Source organism: Rothia sp. HMSC069C04 (assembly GCF_001812895.1).
GTDB lineage: Bacteria > Actinomycetota > Actinomycetes > Actinomycetales > Micrococcaceae > Rothia.
Window position 1 is genome coordinate 26,512 of record NZ_KV810704.1, and the last position, 23,381, is coordinate 49,892.

Here is a 23,381-nt window from a genome sequence, read left to right on the forward strand (position 1 = left end):
TGTTTGATGAGGGGGTGGGGTTCGCTGAGGCGGGTCCCACCCTCCTTGTTTTTGTTGATTTTCTGAAGGGAGCGGTGATGGTTGAGAAGGTTCAGCCTACCGGTGTTTTGCCGGGTGAGGGTTTGACGGTTGGTGTTTTGGCGCTGCAGGGCGGTGTGCGTGAGCATGCGCTGATGCTGGAGTCCCTGGGTGCGCAGGTGCGCTGGGTGCGTACCGGTGAGCAGCTTCAGGGTCTGGATGCGCTGGTTCTGCCGGGTGGTGAGTCGTCGACGATTGACCGCCTGACCCGTATTTTTGGTGTGCGTGAGCCGCTGATTGAGGCGATTTCTTCGGGCATGCCGACTCTGGGTACGTGCGCTGGCCTGATTATGCTGTCGAAGCGTATTGATGATCCGGCACCGGGTCAGCAGTCGCTGGGTATTTTGGATGTTTCGGTGGGTCGTAACGCTTTTGGTTCGCAGGTTGATTCTGCGGAGGTGCGCCTGCCGTGGCTGACCCCTGCCGGTGATGAGGTGGTTATTGATACGGCGTTTATTCGTGCGCCGATTGTGACCGGCACTGGTGAGGGTGTGCAGGTGACGGCTCGTCATGAGGGGAAGATTGTGGGTGTGCGTTCGGGCAACCTGATTGGTATTTCTTTCCACCCGGAGGTTACGGGCGATACGACGGTACATGAGGAGCTGCTGGCTCTGGCACGCGAGGTGAAGGGCAAGTAGCCCCTCCCCCAAAAAATAAGCCCGGTAATGAGCCTTTAAAGAGTTGTGGCGGTGACCGTTGTTCGGTCACCGCCACAACTCTTTTTGCGCGGGTTTATGCGTGAGTGGACTTATGGGCGGGAGCTGCTGGGGGTTTGGGGCTGGGCCTTCCACTGCTGGTAGGCGCTTGTGGCGAGGAATCGTGCACGGTTGCCGTCGCTGAGCGTCTTGATGTCTGCGGGGGCTGCCTCGTACCACTTTTCGTAGAGACGAATAATCATCTCGGGGTAGGCGGCTTCTTCCAGGTCTGCGCGGTGGGGGATGAATTCGTTGCGGTCATTGATGTCTCGGTACTCGCTACCGGCGAAGGGGTCGGTGAGTCCGACGCTGGGCTGAGCGTTGTAGGCATCGATGTTTTGAACGTATTCAGGGAGGGTGCTCCGCCCTGCTTTGAGTGCGGCGTGGCACTTGCTGTCGATTTCGCTGGGCTCAATGATGTGGGCGCCGTCTGCGAGGATGTGCCGGTACTGGATGTACGCGGGGTATTGTTCATCGGTGCGTGGGACGGGCTTGGCGGCTTCTGCTGATGCGAGATCTTCAGCGGAGTATGAGGAGCAGCTGATGTGCGGCGTGGTGCTTGCCGTTGCTGAGGCGCTCGCCGTGGAGGGTGAGGAGGTGCTGCTTGCCGCGGTGTTTGCACCACCGCAGGCGGCGAGGAACAGGGGCAGGGTTAAGAGAGCGGCACCGTATCGCAGTGCGCTATAGCGGGGGTTCGAGGTCCTGGAATTCAGGGTCATGATGTCACCTCATTGTGGGCTGGAACATACCGAATTGACCCTCACTATACGGGCAGTTTTGATACATGGTCAAGAGAAAAATATGTTTATTTTTTAAAATCCAACATCTCGGAAGAAAATCGATAAACAAGTTTGTTCAGCGCCTTGACTTGCGTAAACATGCAAGCCACCGGGCTCTTGAGGCAAATATGTCACTAAAACACCAGCACTAGATATTGCTATTTGCCTGATAATCAGCGGAAGCCAACATGCCCGGAGGAGCACGGTTAGGGTGCCGATGGCGCAACCTCCAGCTCCGTAAAAGCCTGCACCTCAACGGCCCAACGCTACTGCAGGAGGAAATAGATAAGTCCCCTAACGTATTCCCAGAGCAGTACCAAGATGACGCACTGCACAACAAATGCGGCTATAGCTGCGAGGGTTGGTATCCAGTAGCTACGCTTAGAACATGCAATAAAAACTGCTATAAAAATAACGCATGAGATAATATCGGGACCCCAGAGAATGAATGCCTGTAGATCATATGGCCACAATATTCCATGCATATATTCTGTAGGGACTTTACATGAACTTAAGATATTGCCTTTTAAAATTTCATAAGTCCCATACATTTTAAAAACTAAATATAGCGACGCAATCCAAAAAATGCCTATGCGAAGCTTTACACCCAGCCACATACTAAAAGTCTGCCATAAGCTAGCTGATACAACTCCCACCACAAAGAAGGGTATATAGTCGAAATATGCACTTTGCCACCTATCACATGGCGAGACAAATCCATTGAACTCTATATACAGGCTAGTTGGGAAAATATAGAAAAATTGCAATACAATGAGAAACAAGATATATAAAATTATTTTCTCATTTACGGCAAACATCTTATAAGTAGAATTCATGATGCCATTTCCTTTCAGTAGCATAAAACGCTAGTAGCGGAACACCGAATACATAGCCTCAATGTTGTTTTTCTTATCTACTAAGCCCCAAAACCAAAGCTAAAACAGTAAGTGACCCGCAAAATCTCCGCACTCTTACCCCATCTACCACATATTTAAGCAGGTCAGAACTTTAAGACTACTGGGTTGCACATCTTGCGTCTAGAGTGTTGGTTTTAAACTAAGATGATATTTTCCATTGACCATCTATCAAATATTCGGGTATGTTTAGACGCAATATATCGTTCCATCCCTCTTGTGAGGTGGTCTCATGACCCACACCCCTGTTTTTCTTTCGTTCCGTTCCAGCGGTCTACGACGCAGTGCCGCACTGGCGATTCTTCCCCTATTTCTTGCCTCCTGCGGTAGCTCCACCAGCACGGCATCAAACACTCCCGCACCCTCGAACACGACTGTGACTTCCTCCCCGTCAGCTTCAAGCGCCACCGGGTCCGCTTCCTCTTCCGCGGCGAAGAAGACCTCCACCCCCTGCCTTGAACCTGACGAAGCCGCGAAAGCTGAAACCCTCAAGCAGCAGGAAGCCCTCAGCGCCGACCGTGGTACTGCACTGCCCTCCTACGTCTCCGCACGGCATGTTGTACGCAACCAGGCGAACTTCCCCACCCGCGCCGAAGCTGAATCAGCAGGAGCCGAGTGCCTGGCACTGTACGAGAAGAACAAGGCCGATCACGCCTACGCCGCGGCGTGGGTGCGCGCTATCGATGACAATAACGTGGCAAGCGGAAAGGTAGCCTCCGGCCCGCGCACTGACATCCAGAGCGCAGACCCCTACAAGGCAAGCAACTACGTCGATATTCGAGAGGGTAAGGAGTACTTCCCGACCCGCCAGGAGCTACTCGCGGCAAACTACCCTGAGAACTACATTGTTGCTTTTGAGGCGTGGGCGCAGCAGGCACCAGCCGATGTGAAGCAGAAGAGCGACGTGAACCGTGCGGCCGCTCAGGATACGCGCTGGCCTGAGGTGGTAACCCTGCCCAGCCCCGACAACCCCGTCTAATCTAACCCTTTCCAGTCCTAAAAATAGTTGTGGCGGTGACCGTTGTTCGGTCACCGCCACAACTGTTATAGGGTGCAGGTTAGGGCAGGAACACCAACCCATACTCAATAACGATCAGGGCTACAGCACACGCGAAGAGCATCCCACGCGACACATTGAACTTCTGCCAGAGCCTATACAGCTGCCGGGGAACCACCCAAATAACGAACGCCTGAAAGGCAAGCGATAACGCGGGGTTACCCCACTGAATAATCATCAGGGCAAGAGCAAAACCCACGCCGAGCACATCCAGGATGCGCAGATGCTTTCGCATCTGCTCCCTCTCCTTCTGATAGCTGGGGTTGTTTAGCAACCTTGGTGGTGCTTTTTTCAGCTGACCCACAATAATCAAAACCGCCAGCGGGATCAGAGAAATATCGAAGAACATGGGAACCGCCTTTCATGTTGGGGTTCGCTCGCTACGCCGGTGACGAGCTGATGGTGCACCATCATTGGTGAAAACTTCTCAAAAACAAGTAGTGTGCAACACGTGTATAACGTATTGTGGGTTACTTTACAGCACAACTAGACCCTATTCAAGGGGTAGATACCCCGAAAAAATCCTTAAAAAATAAGGGCGCCGGGAACCATACGTTCCCGGCACCCTTAATGCAATTTCAACCAAGAAGTCTATAAACTACCATTCATTATTCAGAATTCATAAAAGTTTATCATTTACATATAGGGGAATCAATACCACTGAGCAAATTACTAATATTTTTTAACTCACCTATATCTACATTAATTTCGCCAGTAATGGGTCGCTGAAGATTAGAGTCCGTAATGGAATATCGAATAGCCGAATCCCCACTATTTCCAACCATAAAAATCCCAACTTTATCTTCAAATGATGTTACTTTTTCTCCGGGATTTATAGAACCAGGTTTCCACTTTATCACGCCAGAGTCGCTAATTTTTTCAAAATTTGAAGGGAACAAGGAGGGATGGAAATTATAGATGGCATGAATCCCTGAAGGACGAGGGAGAAATGGGAAAATATCAGAATTCATTAATTCCTCATCATCCCTTAGCTCCAACAAATAGACCTCACCCGGAAATTTATATTCAATACATGGATTTTTCAATCCCTTAGTGCCATTATTTCTAATTGAAAACAAAACTGGAGGAAGAACCACACTCAGTAATCTCTCAAAGCATTCTTCAAGACGAGTTTCATAGTTTTGCAATGCATTAACCCTATCCTCGTTGGATACACGAGTACCAGGAATATCATAATATGGGATTTTAAAATTAAAACTCTTTGATTCAGCCAACCTGCGCTCATTGTTAATCTTTCTTTCGAGAGATTCAGCATACTCATTCATCGACTGAGAATACAAATCTTTAAGCACTTCAGCATCAATACGAGGAAATCTAATAAACCGAGAAATACCCATATCAACTGTTATATTTCCGCCAAGTAGGCGATTAATCATGTCGCGAAGTTGAACCGAGTTTGCCTCGATAGTTTGCGTTGATTCACGACAATAAATCGCACCATCCCTAAGCTGATCAACACGTTTATCAGCATCGTAACTCCCGGAGCATATGTAAATCTCTTGCCCATTCACTGGCGGATCAACGATTACAAACAGAAGATTTTTACCCTCGAAGGTATGAGGCACAAAGCGATACTTTGGAACTGCGGATCCAAAATAGCTCTTTACAGCTCCTTCAAACTCATGCTGCTCCGGTACATTTTCAAGACCACGTACCTCATCTTGGGTAACACCAATGAGCATCACTCCATACCCTTGGTAGTCTCTCATTGCCTGATTTTGGTCACGGTTTGCGGATGCCAAAATAAACTTAGTTATTTTCGCAAATGATTTCTTGCGCTCACTTCTAGAAAAATCAAGACTACGTTTAACTTCTAGCCCCTGTGATTCTGCCTTATCCCCCGCTGTTTTAACCCATGCAGCAATCCTATCCCGTGATTCTGGAATATTTGGGTCAATATTAGTATCGAGATTCTCCATAAAGTTTCTCTCCTCAGAAGAACAAAATATTTAGAAATTCAATCTAGCGTTTACTCTTACTTGCTCTCTATTGTATGAGGAAAACCCAGATATTACTTCTTACCTCGTCACTCTTCACGGAGTCTTCCCCAACACCTACATGTTGAGCTCGAGGTTTCTAATAGCAACGCAGCTAAATACTTGTAGTTCAGCTTAAGTCAAAGGGCGCCGGGAACCATACGTTCCCGGCGCCCACTCCCCAGCTGTTCATACCTCAGCGGGGTTCAATTTAGAGGCGGAAGAAGCCTTCCACCGCGCGCGTCATGTACGCCATATCGTCCACATGGCACATCTCGCGCATCGAATGCATCGACAGCAGGCCAATACCCACATCCACGGTGCGCATGCCCAGGCGGGTTGCCGTAATCGGGCCAATCGTCGAGCCGCACGGCATATTGTTATTCGACACGAACTCCTGATACGGCACACCGGCCTTCGCGCACGCCGCGGCAAACACGCCAGCACCCACCGAATCTGTCGCGTAACGCTGGTTCGCGTTAATCTTCAGCAACGGACCACCACCGGGCAGCGGCTGCACGGTCGGGTCGTGGTGACCCTGATAGTTCGGGTGCACCAGGTGACCGGCGTCAGCCGACAGGCAGAACGACGCCGCCACCGAACGGCGGTACTCCTCTGTGCTCTCACCGCGCGCAGCGGACAGGCGCACCAAAATATCCTCCAGGAACGGGCCAGCCGCACCACTACGCGACTCCGAGCCGAGCTCCTCGTGGTCGAACGCCGCAAGCATCACGGTCTCGGTGGCCTGCTCGTCCGCGTTATCGGCAACGTAACGCTCCAGGGCGGTCAAACCCGCGTGCACCGAAGACAGGTTATCCAGGCGACCGGAAGCGAACAGCTCCTGATCCGCACCAAAACGGCGCGGCGGCTGCGAGTCAGCGAACAACAGGTCGTAACCCACGATGTTCTGCGGGTCGACCGGCTCGCCGTCAATCACGTGCTTCGCCATGTAGTCGAGCACGTCGTTCTCCGCGGGGTCCACACCCCACACGGGGTACATGTTGAACTGCTTGTCCAGCACCAGTTCGTTACGCTTGTGGTCCAGGTGCGGCGCCAGCTGCGGGATGCGCGCAATCGGACCGGTACGCACCAGGCGGTCCTTCAGCTCGCCGTCCTCCATGACGGTGATGCGACCCGCCACGCACAGCTCGCGGTCCAGGAAGGAGTTCAGCAGGGCGCCGCCGTAGTTCTCGACGGCAATCTGGTGCCAGCCCTTCGTGGTGATGGAGGAGGAAGGCTTGACCTTCAGAGAGGGCGAGTCGGTGTGCGCACCCAGCACGCGGTAACCGCTTGCCTTCTGCGCCTTCGCGCCGCCAGCCCAGGCGATAATCGCGCCGTCACGGACGACGAAGTGACGGCCGGTTGCGATCTGCGGGTCCCATGCTTCGGTCTCTACAAGCTCGGTGAAGCCCGCTGCTTGCAGGCGGCGCGCTACCGTGCGCGCGGCGAGGTAAGAGACCGGCGACTCCGCCACGAATGCGGCGAGGTCTTCAATATTTTTTACAGCATCAACAGTCATGGTTTAACCCTACCTTTTCTTGGGTGTTGATGGGGTGACCGGGGCTGGTAGTCCACGCGGCGTGAAGTATGAGCCCTGGTGAGGCTCGAATGGAGCGGGGCGGGCGGGCCGGGGTAGCTGAGCTAGAACAACCCGCCAAATAGCCTATTTATCAACCTTGAGCGGTTGTGTTTCACGTGAAACCTCGCCGCGGCGAGCGCGCGCATTGAAGATCAGGCAGGCGAGCACCACGTACACGCCTTCCAGGGCGATGCCCTGTAGTGCATCCACGGGGGTCACGCCCTCGGAGGCGAACGGATCCAGACCAGCCACCATGGACAGCAGCATCAGGATCACGTTATTTGCCACGTGCAGGCTGATGGAGGCCTCCAGACCGCCGGTGTACCAGCAGAGGAAACCCGCGTAAATACCCATCGCGAGAATCGTGCTCTGACCCCAGGGGTCGTAGGCGTGGGAGAGCATGAACAGCACGGCGGGCAGCACAATCGGCAGCCAGGGGGTGCGGAGCCAGCGGCCCAGCATCTGCATCTGAAGCCGCGGTAGGCGAGCTCTTCGGCGTAGCACTGCACGGGCACTAGGAGCAGCATCATCGCCACATAAACCCAAAATTCAACCTGTGGAGGTTGAAAATAGCGGTATTCGGGCAGGGTTTCACCGCTCAACGCCAGCATCACAGCGTAGTAGATGCCGTAGACAGCGAAGCTCAAACCCAGGTACGGAAGCAGCAGTGAGCGGCGCAGGCGACCCGCCACCGAATGGATTAGACCCCAGGGCTTCGGACCCACGACCAGGCGCGCCAGAAAGAGCGAAGGCACAATCGCGATAAGGGAGAGGAACGTCAGCGCGAACAGCGCCGGGTGTTCCATAATGACGGCGCGGTTCGTAGCTACATCCTGGAGGGAAAGTCCCGAACCCATAATCGTCGCAGCCAGGGCAACTGAAATGATCAGGTTGAGGCCAATAAATACGGCGACGCCGAGCAGACCTTCCAGCAGGGGTGAGAACCAGCGGGATTTCGGGTCGGCGTGGGAGAGACGGTGGTAGGCAAGACCTGCAACAGGCGCAGGAGCAGCGGGGGTTCCGGCGGCTACCTGCGGGGGTGCGGGAGGCGGTGTCGTGTTCATTCTTTAATCCTAGCCTCCGCGGGCTCGATGGTGACCGGGCATACGGAAACCTTCAAGTACTGATTGATACGGAATGTTCCAAAACCATTGAAAAAGCCGTGAATAAGGCTAAAAACCCACCATTCACGGGGTTCATTTTCTGAACCTATGCCATAATTTGTAGCGATAATACGCTCATACACATAGTCGCTGATGACCGCTCTTCCGGGGTGTTTTTTCAGCACCAGAAAGGCTGCTTTCTTATGGCACTCGTCTTCAATCCGCCGCCCAACTGGCCCGCTCCTCCTGCTGGATGGGCCCCCACTCCTACGTGGCGTCCTGACCCCGCGTGGGGTCCCGTTCCTGAAGGTTGGCAGCTGTGGGTCGAAGAGCCCGAGCCCGAACCCATTCAGGTTGAAGAGGCTACTATTGAGCCGCTGGTTCCCGAGGAGCCCGCTGCTGAGGCGGCTCCCGCTGAGCAGGTTGCTGAGCCTGTAGTTGCTGAGCCCGCTGTTGAGGCTGAGCAGCCCGCCGAGGCTGCGGCACCGCTGACCGTTGAGGACGTTGACCTGGAGCAGCTCGCCGCTGAGCTCGAAGGTGAGCAGGTCGTCGAGGTTCCGGAGGTGGCAGCACCCCAGGCTGAGGCATCCCACGTTGAGGCGCAGCAGGTAGAGGCACCCCACGTTGAGGCGTCCCAGGCTGAGTCCGCTGAGGAGTCCTCCGAGCCCAAGCCGATGCGTCACCTGACTCAGGTTCCGCTGACCGGCACCGCTCTGCCCGAGCAGGTTCTCGCATCCCAGTCTTCCGCAGTTGAAGAGCCCACTGTTGAGGCTCCCGTTGCTGAGCAGGCTGCTTCCGAGCAGCCCGTTGAGGCGCACGTTGTTGAAGCTCCGGTTGCCGAGCCCGCGCTCTCTGAGCCTGCCGCTTCTGAGCCGGTCGTTCCCGAACCTGTTGCAGAGCCTGTTGTTGTTGAGCCCGTCGCCGAGGTTGCCCCCGAGGCACCCGCTGCCGCTGAGCCGGCAGTCGAGCCGGTCGCTGAGGCTCCCGCGGCTGAGGCACCTGTTGCTGAGGCTCCCGCCTCCACCGAAGAGGCTCCCCACACCATCGAGAACTCCCCGCTCGTTGAGTTCCACACCCCGGAAACCGAGCGCACCGTCAACCTGTCCGAGCGTACCGTGAACCTCTCGGAACAGCCCGGCCAGAATGTGCAGCCCGGTCAGAACGTGCAGGGTGACCAGAACGCACAGTTCATCCCGGCGGGTCAGGCACCGAACGGTTTCCAGCCGAACCAGGCTGATGGTTTCCAGGGCCAGAACTTCCAGGGTGGCAACTACCAGGACCAGGGTTTCCAGGGTCAGAACGCTCAGGGCGGTCAGTACCAGGGCAACCCCTACCAGGGTCAGCCGTACAACGCTCAGCAGCCCTACCAGGGTCAGGTTTCCGATCAGGACCAGGCAACCGTAGCGCTCAGCAACCCTTACATGACCGAGCCCGGCAACCAGGGCAACGGCGAGGACGGCTCCGAGAAGAAGGGCCTGCTCTCCGGCACCAAGCTGTGGGGTGTTATCGGCGGTGCGTTGGCTCTGCTGATTGTCATCATCCTGGCGATTGTCATGCTGATTCCGCGCGGTAGCTCGAACCCCACCTCCGACTCTGCTGCAGCATCGAGCGCGGCGGCTACTTCCGCTGAGGCTTCCTCCGCGGCGGCATCCTCTGAGGCTTCTTCCGCAGCGCCCGCATCTGAGAGCGCGGCAGCAGGTACTTCCGCTTCTTCCGCAGCGCCGGTTGCTGCTGCTGAAGCGAAGATGCCCGAGGGTGAGTTCAAGGAATACAAGAAGACCGTCGCCGATAATAAGGACACCATCGACATTGAGAAGATCAAGGGCGATGTGTCCGCAGGCCTGCTCTACTACGAGTTCAAGCCCGCAGACGGTGTGGTTAACGCCTTCATCACCAGCCGTGACGACAAGGGCAACATCACCGCAGGTCTGAGCGTTCTCGACTCCACCCACGACGGCAAGGAGCTCAAGGGCACCGCATGGATTGACGCGAGCGGCCACTCCACCCCCACCCGCAAGCTGGAGCTGACCGGTAAGGGCGAGTGGACCATCCGCGTCTACGACGCAGACTCCGCACCCCACTACAAGAAGGGTGAGAAGTTCCAGAGCACCATGAACTACTACGCTTTCACCTACGAAGGCACCGAGGCAACCATGGAGTTCCAGACCAGCGGCCCGACCACCCGCGGCTTCACCGTTCTGAACGCGACCAAGAACGACCCGTTCTTCTCCTCGACCATTCCGACCGTGAAGAGCAGCATGCAGTGGGTTCAGAGCAACAAGAGCTACATGCAGGTTCGTACCGACTCCAACATTACTTGGAGCATCGGCACTAACTAACAGCGTGACTGACTAGGTCAGCAGGCTGGGTATAAAAGTATCCCCCGCATCCGTGATGGGTGCGGGGGATACTTTTATGCCCGGTGAGGTTTTATACCCTGCTGGAGGCGCCCGCCGCCTTAACGGGAGTACTTCGCCTCCGCCAGCTCGTCACCTGCGGCGCGTGCCGCACGCTCCACCAGCTGACGATTCGCCAGGTACACAAAGAACGTCACCAGAATAAACAGGTACATCAGCTGGTACGGCATGGTGCCCGCCATCAGGCCCAGGGAGCCTTCGGGCACCATCAGAATCTGATCCGCGTTGAAGTGCGGGGAGAACGCCAGCACAATCCAGAACGGCGAAATGTACATGCCCACCAGCGCCGCAGTCGCCAAGATAACAGCCAGCGTGAAGACGAAGGAGCTGACCCGCTGGTACATGAGCGGGAAGATTTCCATAACCACGGCGGCGAGCATCAGCGGGTACCAGGTGTTGTGGTGCGACCAGCTAATCGGCGAAATCTGCAGCATCATGAACGCGGTCAGCGCCAGCTGCGCCATGAGCGCGCGGGCACGAATCAGCGGAACCAGCAGAACCGCGGTGACCAGCACAATCAGCAGAGTCAACGCCACCTGCACCACGGACAGGGCGGTCGCCGTCAGATGATGCTGCAGGCCCGCGTGGGTCAGCGTACCCATAATCGACACGTTATCGAAGTAGCTGAACCAGCCCACACGCGAAGTGTCACGCACCGCGTGGAACCAGAACGTGAACGACTCCTCACGAATCACCAGGAAGCCGATACCCACAGTCGCGGCGAAGCTCGCACCCAGGGTCGCGATGCCCTTCCAGTCCTTACGCATGAGCAGTAGCAGACCGAACGCGAGCGGGGTCAGCTTAATACCCGCCGCAATACCCAGCAGCACACCGCGCGGAACGCGGGTTGCCGGGCGCATAAAATCGGCAAGAACCAGCATCAGAATAATGGCGTTAATCTGCCCAAAATGGGTGGTCAAACGCCACGGGCCGCACATCCAAATCAGCGCCGCAATCAGCGACACCATACCCCAATGACCCACGTGCTTCTGCAGCGGCAGACGCCACGAGCGGCTACGCGCGTAGGAGTACAGCAGGTACGCACACCAGTAGCTGAGCGCGCAAATAATGGCGGTAATCAGCAGCATGCTCTGCGGTTCGGTGAGGAACGCGAGCGGGTAGAAGAGCAACGCCGCAAACGGCGGGTAGGTGAACGGCAGGCCGCGCGTGCGGAAGCCGTAGAGCTGGTAGCCGTCCGGGCCATCCGCGAGGGAGACAGCACCCAGGCGGTAGACGTAAATATCGTCAGCCGCCGCGTGCGTCACGTAGTCGAAGGCGTAGAGGGCAACCAGGATGAACAGCAGGTGCGCCCAGAGAGCGCCGCTACGCAGACCGGGGATGCGGTCAAAGAAGCAGGGACGCGCAGGCTTTGCGGGCTCTGTGGTGGGTTCCTTGACGGCTTCTTCCTTTGCCGCTTTTTCCGCGGTGGCTACAGAGGATGCGGCAGGCTCCGCGCTTTCTACAGCGCTTTCAGCAGCCGGTTCCGCAACCGGTGCAGTAGTAGAGCCAGCCGAAGCCCATGGGATTATAGGCGCTACCGCCTCGGCATTCTTCTCACGATTCTTCTCGCGGCTCACGCGGTTGCCTCACGAGAATCAGCGGCACGCACAGACTCGGCACTCTCGGTCACCAGGGCACTCTGGGTCACCAGTGCACGGGCGCCCCACCAGCCCAGAGGCGCGTCGCTACGCACGGAACCGTACTGTACGGGCTCAACCTTCGCGCCACGCACCGGCGCGCTCAGGGCGGCAATAGACCAGAGCGTCATCGTCACCCACAGGCAGAACGCGGGAATAGCCGAAACCGCCAACGCGCCCGGAGCCAGCTGCTCCAAACCATCAGCGCTACCGTGGAACCAGGACGCAATCCTAATCGGCGACAGGTACAGGCCCAACACCGCAACCACCGCGAACACGGTCGCTGTCACCCGCAGCCACGCCGGCTGAACCGCAAAATAGGTCGGGAACGCGTCCATGATGAACACGGCAGCCAGCAGGGGCAGCAGCACGTTGTGGTGCGACCAGCTAATCGGCGACAGCGCCACCATCAAGGAGGCGGTCACCGCCACCTGCGCCAGCGCGGCACCGCGGCGTTCCAGCTGGTACAGCAGCGCGGCGGTCAGCACAATCGTGACCAGCGCCAGGGCGTAGTAGACGGGCTTCGCGGCGCTCTCAGAAAGACCGAAGTGTAGCAGCCAACCCTGAATCGAGACGTTATCCACAAAGTTCAGGCCACCCACACGGGAGGGGTTCGTCAGCGCGGAGAACCAGAACTCCGGCGCGTCCTTAGGCATCAGAATGAAACCCAGCGCAATGGTGCCGAAGAACGTCGCACCCAGGGTCGCAATGCCCTTCCAGTCGCGGCGGACCAGCAGAATCAGGCCAAACACGAGCGGGGTCAGCTTCACGCCGCCCGCAATACCAATGAGCACGCCACGCGGCACGCGGGTCGCCGGGCGCACAAAATCGGCAAGAATCAGCGCCGTAATGAACGGGTTAATCTGAATCAGGTCCAGGGTGCGCTGCCACGGGCCCGCCGCCACCACCAGAATGGTCAGCATCGCAATCGTGCCGGCACGACCAAAGTACTGCTGCAGGGGCAGTTCGCGGCCGCGCGCATTCACGTAGTTGTAAATGATCGTGGAAATCCACCACGCCACCACAGCCGAACCGATGACCATAATGACTTTGCCGACTTCCAGCGGAATAAAAGCGAACGGCAAGAACAGCATCGCCGCGAACGGCGGGTACGTGAACGGCGGCTTGATGACGCCGTGATCGTTCAGGGTCGGGGAGTATAGGTCCTGGGTAAAGCCCTCGTTATCGAAAATGGTCATTGCGCCCAGACGGTAGATGGAAAAGTCCATACCGGAGAAGGGGTTGGTGAGCATTTTGATGACGTATCCACCGCCAACAATGAGGATGAGTGCCACAATAGCGATTTTTCCCCAGATGGGGGTGGTGGAGTCAGTCCTTGTCACGAGGTGCTTGTCCTTACCTTGGTGCCGGCGGATGCGCGCGTAGGGTGGGCGGGCATCTGATTTTGGAATCCTAATAGTTTATCGCGCGCACCTGTGAAAGGTGCATTGGGGAGCAGGTTCACAGGGGGAGAACCGCTCGAGCGCGCAGGCACAACTATCACGATATGAGCCGCCTTCATATGCACGTCATGTCTTCAAAATTGGTACTATCCGGGCAATATAATGGGCTTATTGGCACCCACCCCACCGCAGGGGTACCGGGTGCCGACCCGCACACCGACGTCCACGAACAACCAGCAGTGAAAGCAGTGATCACGTGAGTGAACATCTCGGCACCCCACCCGAAGGTGAGAACACGAGCGGCAAGCCCGCAGGCGTAAACGTCTCCGGAGGCGGCTCCTCCGGCCTGAGCATTGGCGCGCGTCCGGCTGATGTGCCCGGCGCGAACCTCACCCCCGAAGAGATTGCACGCCGCGCATCCGGTCGCGGTACGTGGCATCGTCGCGCCTCCAAGCCGGTCTCCCACTGGATGTTTACCCTTGTCGGCGTACTTCTGTTGCACAAGTTTATTCCGAATAGCGGCTGGCTGATGGTGCACATTATCACCCTCGGCCTGATTACGAACTCGATTCTGATTTGGTCGCAGCACTTCACCGAAGCGCTCATGAAAATCAAGATTCCTGACGAGCACCGCGGAACCCAGGTGCGCCGCATCTTCATTCTGAACGCCGGTATCCTCCTGCTCATGATCGGCATGGTCGGTCAGCTGAGCGTGCCCGGCCTCTACGCCGCCACCGTGGTTGGTGCGCTCATTGTGGGCTCCATGGTCGCCTGGCACGGTATTTCCCTGCTGAAGCAGGTGCGTCAGGCTCTACCGTCGCGGTTCGGTGTGACGATTCGCTTCTACATTGTTGCGGCGCTGCTGCTGCCCCTCGGTGCGGCGTTTGGCGGCATGATTGCCTACCCGAACCTGTCCGGCACCCTGCATTCGCAGTTCCTGCTCGCGCACGAGGCAGTGAACGTGCTCGGCTTCGTCGGTATTACCGCGGTGGGTACGCTGGTGACGTTCTGGCCGACCATGCTGCGCACCAAGATGGTGGATAAGGCGCTCACCCACAGTCTGCGCGCCCTGTACCTGATGTGCGGTGGCTTAGCGTTGACCGTTGTCGGCGCGATTTTAGGGATGCGTCCGCTCGCCGCAGCCGGCCTGGTCGTCTACCTGGTTGCCCTGCTGATTGTCGCCTGGGTGATGGTGCGTACCCTGCGCACCAAGCGCCCGAACGAGTACCCGCCCATGAGCGTGGGTATGGGTTTCCTCTGGCTGATTGTTGGTGTGGCGGCCACCGCGTACATGGTGGCGACCACCCCCTTCGCGCAGCTGGATATGCGCGCCGTGACCCCCATCTTCGTGGTTGGCTTCCTGCTGCAGCTGCTGCTCGGCGCGATGAGCTACCTGCTCCCCCAGCGTATGGGCGGTGGCCCTGCGGTGGTTCGCGCCTCCAACAAGGAGTTCAGCCGTTTTGCTGCTGCCCGCGTGACCGCCGTGAACCTGGCGCTGCTCATCTTCATGATGCCCAGCTCCATGGTGGGCCAGTCCATTAAGATTGCCGTCGCTATCGTGGGTGCGTTGGCGCTCATGGCGTTCATTCCGCTGATGGTGCGCGGCGTGAAGGCGTCCGTGAATACCCGCAAGGAAATGATGGCAGCACGCGCCCGCGGCGAGAAGCCCGTCTTCAACCAGGAGGCGCTCACCCCGGAGCCCGTCCCGCACGCCAAGCAGAGCTTCCAGGCGGCACTCGCGGTTGCCATGGCGTTCCTGCTGGGCTTCGCCGTGAACCCGTCCGCGTTGAACCTGCCGTCGTTCTCCTCGGCGGGCTCTGTGGCTGCGACCGGTCAGACCACCACCGTGCAGGTGAAGGCGACCAGCAACTACCGCTTCACCCCCGCTGAGGTGGAGGTGCCCGCAGGTAACCGCCTGGTCGTCGAGGTCACCAACGACGACGAGGGCATGACCCACGACCTGACCTTCGACAACGGCGCAACCACCGGCACCATCAACCCCGGCGAAACGAAAACCGTTGACGCCGGCGTCATTACCGCCGACCAGGAAGGCTACTGCTCCGTGGCGGGTCACCGCTCCCTGGGCATGGTGTTCAAGGTGAAGGCGACCGGCGCCTCCGCAAACCAGGTGGCGCAGGGCGGCCATAACCACGGTTCTACGGGCACTCACAACCACGCCGCGTCGGGTAGCACCCCGACCCTCATGACCGTTGCGAACAGCAGGATTGACATGTCCGCAGCGCCCGGCAGCGGCTACAAGTACCGCGACCCGAACATCCCGGCACCGAACACCGCCACGCAGGTGAACGGCAAGACCGTCCGCAAGGTCACCCTGGAAGTTGAGGAAGTCGACCGCGAGGTAGCACCCGGCGTGACCGTTCACATGTGGACGTTCAACGGGCAGAACATGGCACCGATTCTGCGCGGCAAGGTCGGCGATATTTTTGAAATTACACTCGTCAACAACGGCACGATGGGCCACTCGCTGGACTTCCACGCGGGCATGGTCTCCCCCGATAACACGATGAAGACCATCGCCCCCGGTGAGCGTCTCGTCTACCGTTTTGAGGCGAAGGGTGCCGGTATCTGGCTGTACCACTGCGGCACCGCCCCGCTGAGCCTGCACATGACCCAGGGCATGTACGGCGCGGTCATTATCGACCCGGCGGACCTTGACCCGGTCGATCACGAGTACGTGATGGTTCAGGGCGAGGCGTACCTGCACGACACCGGCAAGACCGCCTCCGACGGTAACAAGCTGGCGGAGAACTCGCCGGAACTGATCGCGGCGGGCACCCCCACGCTGACCATGTTCAACGGCCACGCAACCCAGTACAAGGCGAAGCCGCTGCAGGTGAAGAAGGGCGAGCGTATCCGTATTTGGGTGATGGCTGCGGGCCCGAACCACGGCACGAGCTTCCACGTGGTCGGTTCGCAATTCGACACCGTCTACAAGGAGGGCGGCTACCTGATGCGCCGCGGCGCAGATGCGTTCGGTAGCCGTGACGGCCACAGCCAGGCACTCGATTTGGCGCCCGCTCAGGGCGGCTTCGTGGAGATGCAGTTCCTAGAGTCTGGCACGTACACGTTCGTGAATCACTCCTTCTCGGAGATGGAACGCGGTGCCGCCGGCAAGATCGTGGTCACTGACCGCTAGTAGTCAATGATCGCTAGTAGTGGCTGCCCGCTAAACCCTCACGCTAGGCGCTTCTAGCGCCCTGTGAGAGGTCGACCCTGCCCGGTGCATCCTGTGAATGGATGCGCCGGGCGGGGTCTTTCTGCACTGTCTTTCTGCACTGTCTTTCTGCGCCGCCTTTCGGCACCGTCTTTCTGCCCCGCACAAGCCCCTACAGAGCCAGCCCAGAGCCCCTGCACACGCCCCGGCAGGAGCCTGCACGCACCACGGCGAACTATGCTTTTAGCCTCATGGGCGAACTTTTCTTAGCCAGGAGCGGGCATGGTGCGCTAGTCTATAGGAATGGCAGATAGCACTTCGAGCGCCTCTTCCGAGCGCAGCGCTACGGGCGCCAACAACCACATCCCCGCTTCGGCGGACGCACAGACTTCCCCTCGGCAGCGTAAAGCTTTCCCGCTTCGCTTTCTCGCCGGGGCACTTGCGCATTGGCAGATTATTGCCTCTGCGGTTCTTTTGGGTGGCGGTGTTGCCGGCCTGGCAGCCACCTATGACGACTATTGCGGTATGACGGAGCTTTCGTATGCTCCGGCGGCTCTCCGACCCGATTTCGAGGAGGGCTCTAAGGTGGCGGGTTTCCGTCCCGGCGTGCTGGCGGCGCAGATTGAGACTGAGAGCCACTGGCGTGTGGGCGTTGTGTCCCACCAGGGCGCTAAGGGTATTGCACAGTTCACTGATGATGCGTGGAGCGGCGGCCACTACAACTTCGGCAATGGCGGTAATGTTCTGAACCCGCACGATGCGATTGCGGCGCAGGCACGCTACCTGGGTGAGTTGCGTACTCGTTTGGCGAAGTACGCCTCCAATGAGGATGAGCTGCAGGATGTGGTTCTCGCCGGTTATAACGCGGGTCCGGGTTCTGTGGAGAAGTACGGCGGTGTTCCCCCGTATGAGGAGACTCAGAATTATGTGAAGTCGATTCGCGAGCTGGCGAATTCGAAGTACAAGCTGACCTGCTCTCCCGAGTACCAGTTCAAGCAGGCGAAGTTGAGCTTCGTGAATGGTGTGACTCCGGCGATGGCTGGTGTTCATGCGGATGGTACGGCTCTGTCCCCGGAGGAGTCGGCATCAGCTGCGGCGGAGGCTTCTGCGAGTGCTTCGGCTCGTGCGTCTGCGAGCGGCTCTGCGGGTTCTTCGGTGAAACCTTCGGCAACGAGTTCCGGCCGCTAAATTCATTTTTGGATAACCCACTAGGCTATATAGCCGTCTTGGAATATTCCGTTTTATCTATAGTGCGCGGCTGATACCGGCCACCACTACCCTACTATTCACTCTTATATGTACTCTTAACAGCGCGAGGCGCCGACCCCCATTCTCAGGGGTTCGGCGCCTCGCCCTTTTTAGGGCTGAATCGTGCCTAGTTGAAGATGGCGCGCACGACCGAGTAGCCGGAGACCGGGTACACGGCGTTCACGGTTGCGGGCTTCTCGCTCTCGTCCGCGATCTCAATGGACTCGGTGCCGCGCAGCAGCTCCTCGAGCAGGATGCGCAGTTCCAGGCGTGCCAGGGGCGCGCCGGGGCAGACGTGGATGCCGTCGCCGTACACGAGGTTGCGGGACTGGTCGCGGTGCGGGTTGTAGGTGAGGGCGTCTTCGAAGGCGTCCTCGTCGCGGTTGGCGCTTGCCCAGTTGATGGTCACGCGGGAGCCGGCGGGCAGGGTGCGGCCGCCGAGTTCGGTGTCCTGGGCGGTGATGCGGCGGTTGGTGACGAGGGTGTCTTCGAGTCGCATGATTTCTTCGACGGCGAGGGCGATTTCGCTGCGGTCGTCGAGTGCATTGCCGTCGGCGAGGGATGCGCGCAGGCGGTCCTGTTCGGCGCGGTTGCGTGCCAGGAAGTTGACGAATACGCCCACGGTTGCGGAGACGGTGGACAGCTCGCCCACGGTCCAGTTGCGGATGAGGCTGACGATTTCTTCGTCGGTCATGGTGCGGGGTTCTTCGCCGGGCAGCTGCACGGTGTCGGTAAGCAGTTCGGCGGTGACGTCCTTGGGGTTGCCGGCGGCAGCGTCCTCGCGGCGTTCGTCGAGCAGCTGACGGATGTAGCCGTCGAATTCGAGGGCGACCTTAGCGATTTCTTCGCGGTCGCGGCGCAGGGTGGCGACGCGGTTCTTTTCGATCCATTCGGTGAGGGGCTGTTCGAGGCATGCGGGCCAGCCCATGAAGGCGTTCTGCACGCGCATTGCGTATGCCTGACCGAAGCCCTGCATGACGTCTACTTCTTCGCCGCGGGGCAGTTCTGCGATGAGGGTCTTCACGGCGTCGCGGATGACGGGTGCGAACTTTTCGAGGCGTTCGGGGGTGAAGTACTTGTCGTTGACCGCGCGGAAGGTGGTGTGTTCGGGGGCGTCCATGCCGTTGGGGACGGCGATGTGGCGGGTGGAGACGACGTTGGAGTAGATTTCGGGGTGGTCGAGTACGTGCTGTACGTCGGCGTTTTTGAAGACGGAGTAGCCCATGAATTCGTCGTGGGCGACGGGGCAACGGCGGCGCATTGCGTCGTAGGCAGCTACCTGGTTCTTCTGGACCTCTTCGCTTCGGAGGTCCCAGTCGTTGTGTACGTTCTCAGTCATTGTTCACCCGTGTTCGTTATAGAGTTGTGGCGTGCTGGATGCGGGCGTCCGGGCGATGCGTATGTGCAGGGTCGGGCGTGCATTTCAGCACGTGAATCCATTAGTTCTTCTTTGACCGTATCATTTATGGGTTGGTGGCGCAGGGTAGGGGTTCCTTGCTTCTCCTTCAACGAACAGTGCGGTGGGGCGAGGGGCGGCGGGTCACGAGACGCACGAGGCGGGCGGCACCTCCACCGGGGAGGGGCCGCCCGCCTCATTCATACCTAAAACCGTCGGGTCTAGTGCTTGCGCGCGAAGCACGCCGTATTCACACTACAGGCCGCGGTAGACTTCTCGCCGATGAGCAACTCGGAAAACCTCAACGACAACCGTGACATTATCAATGGTGTACAGAACGCGGTAATTCCCTACTCGTGCCCTGTACCCTTCTTCGCCCTGTAGCTTCTTGACTCCCGTCATATATGGGTCATCGCCAAGGAATCGGAGGCAGGCGATAATTTTCTCGAAGGCTGTCCGGTCTTCTCGTTGGATTTTCTTTAGTTCTTTCGCTGCTTTGCGCGTCAATTCGACCCGGTACGCGGGGTTTGAGACATGGTTTGCAGTCATCTGCACCCTTCAGGCAGAGCTTTAAAAATCTTACCCTCAACCTTAGCAGAAAAAGTGTACACTTTTTACACACTTTACATTGTTGTACCATGTAAGTAACTCCCCTGGATAGAACCTACGCAGGAACTATCCTCGGAGCTAACGGACAAACCCCAGAAAGGAACCAGTCATGACTGTCACCACTCACCGGACTCGTTCCAATGTCACGACTCTTAAAGAACTCCGCGACAACCTCGGCACCAAGGTCAACGAAGCCGTGTTCTCCGGCGAACGTCCCCTCATCAGCCGCAATGGTAAGACTGTTGCCGCGCTCATCTCCTACGAAGATTTGAAGCTGCTGGAAGAGTACGAAGAGCTCCTCGACATTGAGGCTCTTCGCAAGGCACGCGCCGAAGATGACGGCTACCGCATCGGCCTCGACGAGTTCCTCGCAGAGAACCCTGCAGACTAGTCTTTCAACGCATATTGCGAGGCGGGCGACACCTCCACCGGGGAGGGGCCGCCCGCCTCATTCATACCTAAAACCCGCCGAATCTAGCGCTTGCCTGCGGAGGGGTAGATGCTGCCGTCCATCACGCCGCGCTCCACCTGCTCCAGGCTCACGCCGCGAGTCTCCGGCAGGTTGCGGAACATCAGCAACGCAATGACCACGTTCACCACGGCAAAGCCGATGAAGGAGCCGGTCAGACCGACCGCACCCAGAATCACGGGGAACGCCAGCGACAGCACACCGTTCATCATCCAGCCGCTAAACGCCGAAATACCCATACCCGCCGCACGCACGCGCAGCGGGAACAGCTCACTCATAATCACCCAGGTGGACACATTCAGGCAGGTCTGCATCGCACCCACAAAACAGACGATGAGCACCAGCAGAATCCAGGGACGCGCCGCATTATCGGCGGGCAGAAGCATGGATGCGCCCGCAATCAGCACGTGGAAGAACGCGGTCGAGCTGTAGCCGGTAATGACCATGACGCGGCGCGGCACACGCTCCATCAGGCGCAGCGACAGGATGGAACCAAGCACCGCAATCGTACCCGGCGCAATGTTCGCGATGAGCGCCGCGGATTCGCTGAAACCGGCTTCCTTGAGCACCTTAATGCCGTAGTACATAATCGAGTTGATGCCGGTCAGCTGCTGGCCCGCGCCGACCAGAATACCGACGAGCAGGATGCGCACAAACCAGCCGCGCACGCCCACGCTTTCCTTACCCGCCGCGTCGTTCTGGGTGGTTGCCTCCGCCTGCAGGGTGCGTTCAATGTCGGCGATCTCAGCTTCGGCACGCTCGGTGGAGCGGATGCGCTTCATCACCTCAAGCGCCTGCTCACGCTTGCCGACGCGCAGCAGCCAGCGCGGCGACTCGGGTACTCGCAGCATACCGACGAACAGGCCGATGGCGGGTAGGGTGCAGATGGCGAACATCCAGCGCCACACGCCGTCGTGCTCGCCCCATACGTTGCCGATGAGGGCGTTCACGATGAACGCGGCAAGCTGACCGCCCACGACCATGAGCTCGTTGCGGCCGGAGAGGGAGCCTCGAATTTCGTAGGGTGCGAGCTCTGCGAGGAACACGGGCACCACGGCGGAGGCGCCACCGACCGCCAGGCCGAGCAGGGTGCGTCCGGTGATGAGCACGGCGACGTTGGGTGCGAAGACGCACGCCAGGGCGCCGAAGAAGAAGATGGTGGACAACCCAATGATGGTGGTTCGGCGGCCGAACCGGTCAGAGATGCGGCCGCATCCGAGCGCGCCAATAGCGGCGGCGAAAGCGAGCGATCCGGTGACCCAGCCTTGGGCGGTGGAATCCATGCCGAGTTCGCGGCTCATGGGTTCGAGCGCGCCGTTGATTACTCCGGTGTCGTAGCCGAAGAGCAGACCGCCGAAGGTGGCGATGAGTGCGATGATGCCGAGGTATCGACTGTGCTTCCCGGTGCCCAGAGGGGGCAGGGTGGAGGCGGTGCTCTGTGCGCTCATGGTGTCCTTTATGCCGAGGGGTTAGGTGAGATTACACCGACATTGGTGGTTCTTCAGCACTGTCAGTGGGCTAGGTGAGGTGCGTCAGGTTAGACACACCTCACCTAATCCTAGCGAAAACGTGCGGCGGGTGATATTTATTTCTCACCACGGACATTTTTCAGCGTATATTACGGCCGACACGTGCGACCGCCTGAGTGTCCCTTTGAGAGGGAGCCGGAGTTTAGAACAGCGCGATCTTCTCGGGTGCCGGGAAGATGGCGTCCAGGGCGGCGAGGTCCTCAGCGTCGAAGCGCAGGCATGCCGCCTGTGCGTTGGCGCGCACCTGCTCGGCGCTGGTTGCACCGGCAATGACGGAGGTGACCGGCGACTGCTGTGCGAGCCAGGAGAACGCCGCCTGCACCTCGGTAATGCCGCGCTCGGTGCAGAAGGTGTGGAAGGCTTCGAGCTGGTCCCAGTTGGCGGCGTCGAGCACGTTCTTCTTGGAGTGGGACAGGCGCGAACCGGCGGGAATGTTGTCGCGGCGGTACTTGCCGGTCAGCAGGCCGTTAGCGAGCGGGAAGTACGGCAGCACACCCATGCCGAAGTGCCGTGCGGCGGGCAGGATTTCGAGTTCTGCGCGGCGGTCGAGCAGGTTGTAGTGGTTTTCAGCGACGATGAACCGTTCGGTGCCGAGTTCATGGGCGCAGTGTTCGGCGTGGGCGAGCTGCCAGCCGGAGAAGTTGGAGTGGCCCAGGTAGCGGACCTTACCGTCGCGTACGAGCTGGTCGAGGGCGCTGAGGGTTTCTTCGATGGGGGTGTTGGGGTCGGGGCTGTGGTAGAAGTACAGGTCGATGTAGTCGGTGCCGAGGCGGCGGAGGGACCCTTCGACGGCGCGCATGATGTAGCGGCGGGATCCGCGAGCGTTGCGGTCGTTGCCGTTGAGGTCGCCGACGGGCAGACCGAATTTGGTGACGATGGTCAGTTCGTCGCGGTCGAGGCCGAGCTGGGTGAGGGCGGTGCCGAACATGGTTTCGGAGAGGCCGGGTTCGGCGCCGTAGAGGTCGGCAATGTCGAAGAAGCTGATGCCGGCGTCAACTGCGGCGGCGATGACTTCGTTGGTGCCTTCTTGGGTGCGGGTGGGGGTGCCGGGGCGGCCGAGGTTGTTGCAGCCGATGCCGACGCTGGGTACGACGAGGCCGGAGTTGCCGAGCCTGCGGTAGACGGGAGATTCAATACGTTCCATGCTTTTAACTCTACGTTGTGCGGGTATGTTGCGTGGTTATTTCCCCTCCAGTTGGGAGGCGAAGAGCTTCCTGAAGCGTGATGTGGGGTCGGTCGTTAGGTCCCGGTAGGTTCCTTGTTCCACCACACACCCACCATCCAACACCACCACAG

18 protein-coding genes are annotated in these 23,381 nt (G+C 58.7%); 6 read left to right on the forward strand and 12 right to left on the reverse strand.

Features of this window, described 5'->3' with window-relative positions; genetic code table 11:
• The first annotated feature begins 77 nt into the window (after positions 1-77).
• A complete protein-coding gene (pdxT, locus tag HMPREF2879_RS00080; RefSeq protein WP_049346049.1) occupies positions 78-716 on the forward strand; it encodes a pyridoxal 5'-phosphate synthase glutaminase subunit PdxT in 639 nt (212 codons plus the stop codon).
• A 110-nt stretch (positions 717-826) separates the two neighbouring features.
• Here pdxT and HMPREF2879_RS00085 read toward each other — a convergent pair whose 3' ends face one another.
• Together HMPREF2879_RS00085 and HMPREF2879_RS00090 are read right to left on the reverse strand one after the other, a co-directional pair.
• On the reverse strand, positions 827-1,492 hold the full coding sequence (locus HMPREF2879_RS00085) for a hypothetical protein (protein ID WP_070634526.1): 666 nt from the start codon (positions 1,490-1,492) through the stop codon (positions 827-829).
• 326 nt (positions 1,493-1,818) lie between these two features.
• Positions 1,819-2,388, reverse strand: a complete 570-nt coding sequence (locus HMPREF2879_RS00090) for a hypothetical protein (RefSeq protein ID WP_070634527.1) — start codon at positions 2,386-2,388, stop codon at positions 1,819-1,821.
• A 310-nt stretch (positions 2,389-2,698) separates the two neighbouring features.
• Here HMPREF2879_RS00090 and HMPREF2879_RS00095 point away from each other — a divergent pair, with 310 nt between their 5' ends.
• Complete coding sequence (locus HMPREF2879_RS00095) at positions 2,699-3,445, forward strand: hypothetical protein (protein WP_070634528.1); 747 nt, start codon at positions 2,699-2,701, stop codon at positions 3,443-3,445.
• 79 nt (positions 3,446-3,524) lie between these two features.
• On the opposite strand, the gene HMPREF2879_RS00100 is transcribed toward HMPREF2879_RS00095, so the two are convergent.
• The 4 genes from HMPREF2879_RS00100 to HMPREF2879_RS09470 all read right to left on the reverse strand — a co-directional run bounded on the left by HMPREF2879_RS00100 (position 3,525) and on the right by HMPREF2879_RS09470 (position 7,567).
• Positions 3,525-3,872, reverse strand: coding sequence for a hypothetical protein (locus tag HMPREF2879_RS00100; protein ID WP_070634529.1), 348 nt, complete (start codon positions 3,870-3,872; stop codon positions 3,525-3,527).
• Positions 3,873-4,155: 283 nt separating this feature from the next.
• A complete protein-coding gene (locus HMPREF2879_RS09260; RefSeq protein ID WP_141753011.1) occupies positions 4,156-5,463 on the reverse strand; it encodes an RNA-binding domain-containing protein in 1,308 nt (435 codons plus the stop codon).
• Between the two features lie 268 nt (positions 5,464-5,731).
• The gene (locus HMPREF2879_RS00105; protein WP_070634530.1) at positions 5,732-7,039 is read right to left on the reverse strand and encodes a M18 family aminopeptidase; all 1,308 of its coding nucleotides are present in this window, start codon (positions 7,037-7,039) and stop codon (positions 5,732-5,734) included.
• Between the two features lie 144 nt (positions 7,040-7,183).
• Positions 7,184-7,567: a CPBP family intramembrane glutamic endopeptidase gene (locus HMPREF2879_RS09470; RefSeq protein WP_246822875.1), complete on the reverse strand. Its 384-nt coding sequence runs from the start codon at positions 7,565-7,567 to the stop codon at positions 7,184-7,186.
• A gap of 838 nt (positions 7,568-8,405) precedes the next feature.
• Here HMPREF2879_RS09470 and HMPREF2879_RS00120 point away from each other — a divergent pair.
• Entirely contained in the window at positions 8,406-10,541 is a 2,136-nt protein-coding gene (locus HMPREF2879_RS00120; protein ID WP_070634532.1) for a hypothetical protein, read from the forward strand.
• A 119-nt stretch (positions 10,542-10,660) separates the two neighbouring features.
• On the opposite strand, the gene HMPREF2879_RS00125 is transcribed toward HMPREF2879_RS00120, so the two are convergent.
• Positions 10,661-12,196: a glycosyltransferase 87 family protein gene (locus HMPREF2879_RS00125; RefSeq protein WP_070634533.1), complete on the reverse strand. Its 1,536-nt coding sequence runs from the start codon at positions 12,194-12,196 to the stop codon at positions 10,661-10,663.
• Positions 12,193-13,599 carry a glycosyltransferase 87 family protein gene (locus HMPREF2879_RS00130; protein ID WP_070605185.1) on the reverse strand — a complete coding sequence of 469 codons (1,407 nt, stop codon included), beginning with the start codon at positions 13,597-13,599 and terminating at the stop codon, positions 12,193-12,195. Before HMPREF2879_RS00130 ends, HMPREF2879_RS00125 begins: the two co-directional genes overlap by 4 nt.
• A gap of 316 nt (positions 13,600-13,915) precedes the next feature.
• On the opposite strand from HMPREF2879_RS00130, the gene HMPREF2879_RS00135 reads away from it, so the two are divergent.
• Both HMPREF2879_RS00135 and HMPREF2879_RS09475 read left to right on the forward strand, forming a co-directional pair.
• Positions 13,916-16,816, forward strand: coding sequence for a multicopper oxidase domain-containing protein (locus tag HMPREF2879_RS00135; protein ID WP_070634534.1), 2,901 nt, complete (start codon positions 13,916-13,918; stop codon positions 16,814-16,816).
• Between the two features lie 321 nt (positions 16,817-17,137).
• Positions 17,138-18,022, forward strand: a complete 885-nt coding sequence (locus HMPREF2879_RS09475) for a lytic transglycosylase domain-containing protein (RefSeq protein WP_070593120.1) — start codon at positions 17,138-17,140, stop codon at positions 18,020-18,022.
• Positions 18,023-18,209: 187 nt separating this feature from the next.
• Here the strand turns inward: HMPREF2879_RS09475 and HMPREF2879_RS00145 are convergent, their stop codons facing one another.
• Together HMPREF2879_RS00145 and HMPREF2879_RS00150 are read right to left on the reverse strand one after the other, a co-directional pair.
• Entirely contained in the window at positions 18,210-19,421 is a 1,212-nt protein-coding gene (locus tag HMPREF2879_RS00145; protein ID WP_070605188.1) for a cytochrome P450, read from the reverse strand.
• A 312-nt stretch (positions 19,422-19,733) separates the two neighbouring features.
• Entirely contained in the window at positions 19,734-20,027 is a 294-nt protein-coding gene (locus HMPREF2879_RS00150; protein WP_070634535.1) for a type II toxin-antitoxin system RelE family toxin, read from the reverse strand.
• 169 nt (positions 20,028-20,196) lie between these two features.
• On the opposite strand from HMPREF2879_RS00150, the gene HMPREF2879_RS00155 reads away from it, so the two are divergent.
• Positions 20,197-20,478 (forward strand): type II toxin-antitoxin system prevent-host-death family antitoxin, encoded by a 282-nt coding sequence (locus tag HMPREF2879_RS00155; protein WP_005509047.1) that lies wholly within the window; start codon positions 20,197-20,199, stop codon positions 20,476-20,478.
• Positions 20,479-20,561: 83 nt separating this feature from the next.
• On the opposite strand, the gene HMPREF2879_RS00160 is transcribed toward HMPREF2879_RS00155, so the two are convergent.
• Both HMPREF2879_RS00160 and HMPREF2879_RS00165 read right to left on the reverse strand, forming a co-directional pair.
• Positions 20,562-22,004 (reverse strand): sugar porter family MFS transporter, encoded by a 1,443-nt coding sequence (locus HMPREF2879_RS00160; RefSeq protein WP_070634536.1) that lies wholly within the window; start codon positions 22,002-22,004, stop codon positions 20,562-20,564.
• A gap of 223 nt (positions 22,005-22,227) precedes the next feature.
• Positions 22,228-23,229 (reverse strand): aldo/keto reductase, encoded by a 1,002-nt coding sequence (locus tag HMPREF2879_RS00165; protein WP_049327436.1) that lies wholly within the window; start codon positions 23,227-23,229, stop codon positions 22,228-22,230.
• Between the last annotated feature and the right edge of the window lie 152 nt (positions 23,230-23,381).

Excerpts from the sequence above, each read along its gene's own strand:
- pdxT (WP_049346049.1), top strand. The coding sequence starts at position 78 with ATGGTTGAGAAGGTTCAGCCTACCGGTGTTTTGCCGGGTGAGGGTTTG.
- HMPREF2879_RS00085 (WP_070634526.1), bottom strand. The coding sequence starts at position 1,492 with ATGACCCTGAATTCCAGGACCTCGAACCCCCGCTATAGCGCACTGCGA.
- HMPREF2879_RS00090 (WP_070634527.1), bottom strand. The coding sequence starts at position 2,388 with ATGAATTCTACTTATAAGATGTTTGCCGTAAATGAGAAAATAATTTTA.
- HMPREF2879_RS00095 (WP_070634528.1), top strand. The coding sequence starts at position 2,699 with ATGACCCACACCCCTGTTTTTCTTTCGTTCCGTTCCAGCGGTCTACGA.
- HMPREF2879_RS00100 (WP_070634529.1), bottom strand. The coding sequence starts at position 3,872 with ATGTTCTTCGATATTTCTCTGATCCCGCTGGCGGTTTTGATTATTGTG.
- HMPREF2879_RS09260 (WP_141753011.1), bottom strand. The coding sequence starts at position 5,463 with ATGGAGAATCTCGATACTAATATTGACCCAAATATTCCAGAATCACGG.
- HMPREF2879_RS00105 (WP_070634530.1), bottom strand. The coding sequence starts at position 7,039 with ATGACTGTTGATGCTGTAAAAAATATTGAAGACCTCGCCGCATTCGTG.
- HMPREF2879_RS09470 (WP_246822875.1), bottom strand. The coding sequence starts at position 7,567 with ATGCAGATGCTGGGCCGCTGGCTCCGCACCCCCTGGCTGCCGATTGTG.
- HMPREF2879_RS00120 (WP_070634532.1), top strand. The coding sequence starts at position 8,406 with ATGGCACTCGTCTTCAATCCGCCGCCCAACTGGCCCGCTCCTCCTGCT.
- HMPREF2879_RS09475 (WP_070593120.1), top strand. The coding sequence starts at position 17,138 with ATGGCAGATAGCACTTCGAGCGCCTCTTCCGAGCGCAGCGCTACGGGC.
- HMPREF2879_RS00145 (WP_070605188.1), bottom strand. The coding sequence starts at position 19,421 with ATGACTGAGAACGTACACAACGACTGGGACCTCCGAAGCGAAGAGGTC.
- HMPREF2879_RS00150 (WP_070634535.1), bottom strand. The coding sequence starts at position 20,027 with ATGACTGCAAACCATGTCTCAAACCCCGCGTACCGGGTCGAATTGACG.
- HMPREF2879_RS00155 (WP_005509047.1), top strand. The coding sequence starts at position 20,197 with ATGACTGTCACCACTCACCGGACTCGTTCCAATGTCACGACTCTTAAA.
- HMPREF2879_RS00160 (WP_070634536.1), bottom strand. The coding sequence starts at position 22,004 with ATGAGCGCACAGAGCACCGCCTCCACCCTGCCCCCTCTGGGCACCGGG.
- HMPREF2879_RS00165 (WP_049327436.1), bottom strand. The coding sequence starts at position 23,229 with ATGGAACGTATTGAATCTCCCGTCTACCGCAGGCTCGGCAACTCCGGC.